Raw genomic sequence first — 3,138 nt, forward strand, 5'->3', positions numbered from 1 at the left:
TACGGGCTACGGGCTACGGGCGCTAGTAAAATAAAACACCGAGCTTTTTGCAAGCATAACTTTTATGTTGCAGGCGTGAATTTATCTCGCGCAGGTTTAATTTAGGGTTTTAAGCCCGTTGCCCGACACTCGCAGCTCGACATGCTTTAGTCTTTGTTTTTGCACCATAGAGACGCTGCGCTACACAGAACAATCTTTTGCTAAACGCTGAGGCTATAAAAACAAAAAACCCAAGCCGAGGCTTGGATTTTTTATCGCGATTAACTAAAAGAAATTACTTCTTCTTTTTAACTGCTTTTTTGTTTGGTAAATCAGTGATTGAACCTTCAAATATTTCAGCAGCAAGGCCGATTGATTCGTTCAATGTTGGGTGAGCATGAATTGTTAGCGCTAGGTCTTCACCATCTGCACCCATTTCAATACCTAGACCGATTTCGCCCAGCATTTCGCCTGCGTTAATACCAATCATAGCACCACCGATAATACGGCCGCTTTCTTTATCAAAAATAAGCTTAGTAGAACCTTCAGTACGTGAAGAAGCAATAGCACGACCCGATGCAGCCCAAGGGAATACAGCTGTTTCAATGCTTAAACCTTGCTCTTTCGCTTCTTTTTCAGTTACACCCGCCCATGCAATTTCAGGGTCAGTGTAAGCAATTGAAGGAATACACTTAGGATCAAAGTAATGTTTTTGACCAGAGATAACTTCTGCTGCAACATGGCCTTCATGAACCGCTTTATGCGCAAGCATAGGTTGACCCACTAAGTCACCAATCGCAAAAATATGTTCTACGTTAGTACGTAATTGCTTATCAACGTTAATAAAACCACGCTCATCAACATTCACACCCGCTTTCTCAGCGTCTAACATGTTACCATTTGGTGTACGACCTACAGCAACAAGTACTTTGTCGTAACGTACTGGCTCTGCCGGTGCATTTTTGCCTTCAAACGTAACATATAAACCGTCGTCTTTTGCTTCAACGCCAGTTACTTTAGTTGAAAGCATTACATTAAACTTGTCTTTAACATGCTTTTGGTAAATTTTAATGATGTCTTTATCAGCAGCAGGAACAAGTTGGTCTGCAAATTCTACAACATCAATTGCAGAACCTAGTGCACGGTAAACCGTACCCATTTCAAGACCGATAATACCACCACCTAAAACAAGTAGCTTTTCAGGAACATCTTTAAGCTCTAGCGCGCCCGTTGAATCAATAACGCGATCATCCTCAGGGATGAAAGGTAAGTTTACAGGTTTAGAACCCGCAGCAATAATTGCGTTATCAAAGGTAATGGTTGTTTTACCGTCAGCGCCTTCAACATCTAAAGTGTTGCTACCAGTAAATTTACCGTAACCAGATACAACTTTTACTTTACGCATTTTAGCCATGCCGTCTAAGCCACCTGTAAGCTGGCCAACAACAGAGTCTTTCCAAGAACGAACTTCATCTAAGTCAATTTTTGGTGCGCCAAAAGTAACGCCGTGAGATGACATTTCTGCAGCATCATCAATCACTTTAGCTACGTGTAAAAGTGCTTTAGAAGGAATACAACCAACATTAAGACATACACCGCCTAATGTCTCGCGAGATTCTACTAATGTAACTTCTAAGCCCAAGTCAGCAGCGCGAAAAGCCGCAGAGTAACCACCAGGACCACCGCCTAGTACAACAACTTGAGTTTTTAATTCGTTGCTCATGCTATTACCTTTATTGTTTGAACGGGACACAGCCCCAAAATTTAACTGCCATGTTTCTGCAAGGCAGAAAAGGGCATTTGTGCAAATATTGTATCATTGCAAATGATAAAAATCCCAGCTAAAAACAACTGGCTGGGATTTGATTTTACTCACTCTGTAGTGATCACATCACTAACTGGCGTATATCACTCATGTAACTTGCAAGAGTAACAGTAAAGCGTGCAGCAAGTGCACCGTCAATCACTCTATGGTCGTAAGACATTGAAAGTGGAACCATTAGCTTAGGCTCAAACTCTTTACCATTCCACTTAGGCTTCATTTCAGATTTTGACACACCTAAAATTGCCACCTCAGGCGCATTCACAATCGGCGTAAATGCCGTACCGCCAATGCCACCTAGGCTTGAAATAGTAAAACAACCACCTTGCATATCTGATGAACTTAACTTGCCATCACGCGCTTTAACAGATACTTCCATTAGTTCACGAGATAGTTCAATAATGCCTTTTTTATCAACATCTTTAAACACTGGTACAACTAAGCCATTTGGCGTATCAACCGCTACACCAATATTAATGTACTTTTTAAGGATTAAGCTTTCGCCATCCTCTGAAAGCGATGAGTTAAATGTAGGGAACTCAGCAAGCGCTTTAGCAGCTGCTTTCATTACAAATACAAGTGGCGTAATTTTAACACCCAGCTTTTTCTTCTCGTTAAGGGCATTTTGCTCTTTACGGAACTGCTCAAGGCTCGTGATATCAGCTTCATCAAACTGAGTAACATGTGGAATTTGCACCCAGTTACGGTGTAAGTTTTTACCTGACAGCTTTTGAATACGAGAGAGTTTTTTCTCTTCTATTTCACCAAACTTAGCAAAATCAACTTTTGGCCATGGAATTAAACCAAGCTCACCGCCACCCGCATTGCCTTTAGCTGCTGATACTTGACCAGACTCAACTTGCTTAACCAGTTGCTTAACATAGTTTTGCACGTCTTCTTTAACAACACGGTTTTTACGGCCCGTGCCTTTAACGTTAGCAAGGTTAATACCAAACTCACGTGCTAAACGGCGAACCACTGGCGATGCATGTGCATAAGCGCTATTGTTTTCAAAGCTTTCAGAGCTTGCTTTAGCAGATGATGCTGCTGGTTTTGACTCAGCCTGAGCTGCCGGCTTAGATTCTGTTTTAGGCGCTGGTGCTGATTTTTCTGCAGGTGCTGCAGCTGGTGCACTACCCGCCACTTCAAATACAAAAATCAATGAGCCAGTTTTAACTTTATCGCCAGTCGCTACTTTAATCTCTTTAACAGTACCTGCAAACGGCGCCGGTACTTCCATAGCTGCTTTGTCGCCTTCAACGTTTAAGATAGATTGCTCTTCTTCTACGCTATCGCCAACCGCAACCATCACTTCTGTTACTTCAACTTCGTCATCA

Annotated in this window: 2 protein-coding genes; both read right to left on the bottom strand. The window is 42.1% G+C overall.

Features of this window, described 5'->3' with window-relative positions; all coding sequences use genetic code 11:
- Positions 1–274: 274 nt before the first annotated feature.
- Positions 275–1,702, bottom strand: a complete 1,428-nt coding sequence (lpdA, locus tag CWB75_RS18785) for a dihydrolipoyl dehydrogenase (protein WP_138571429.1) — start codon at positions 1,700–1,702, stop codon at positions 275–277.
- A gap of 163 nt (positions 1,703–1,865) precedes the next feature.
- Positions 1,866–3,138: dihydrolipoyllysine-residue acetyltransferase (gene aceF, locus CWB75_RS18790; RefSeq protein ID WP_138571430.1), on the bottom strand; the 1,273-nt coding region annotated here is incomplete at its 5' end.

The organism is Pseudoalteromonas sp. S1608 (genome assembly GCF_005887265.1).
GTDB lineage: Bacteria > Pseudomonadota > Gammaproteobacteria > Enterobacterales > Alteromonadaceae > Pseudoalteromonas > Pseudoalteromonas undina.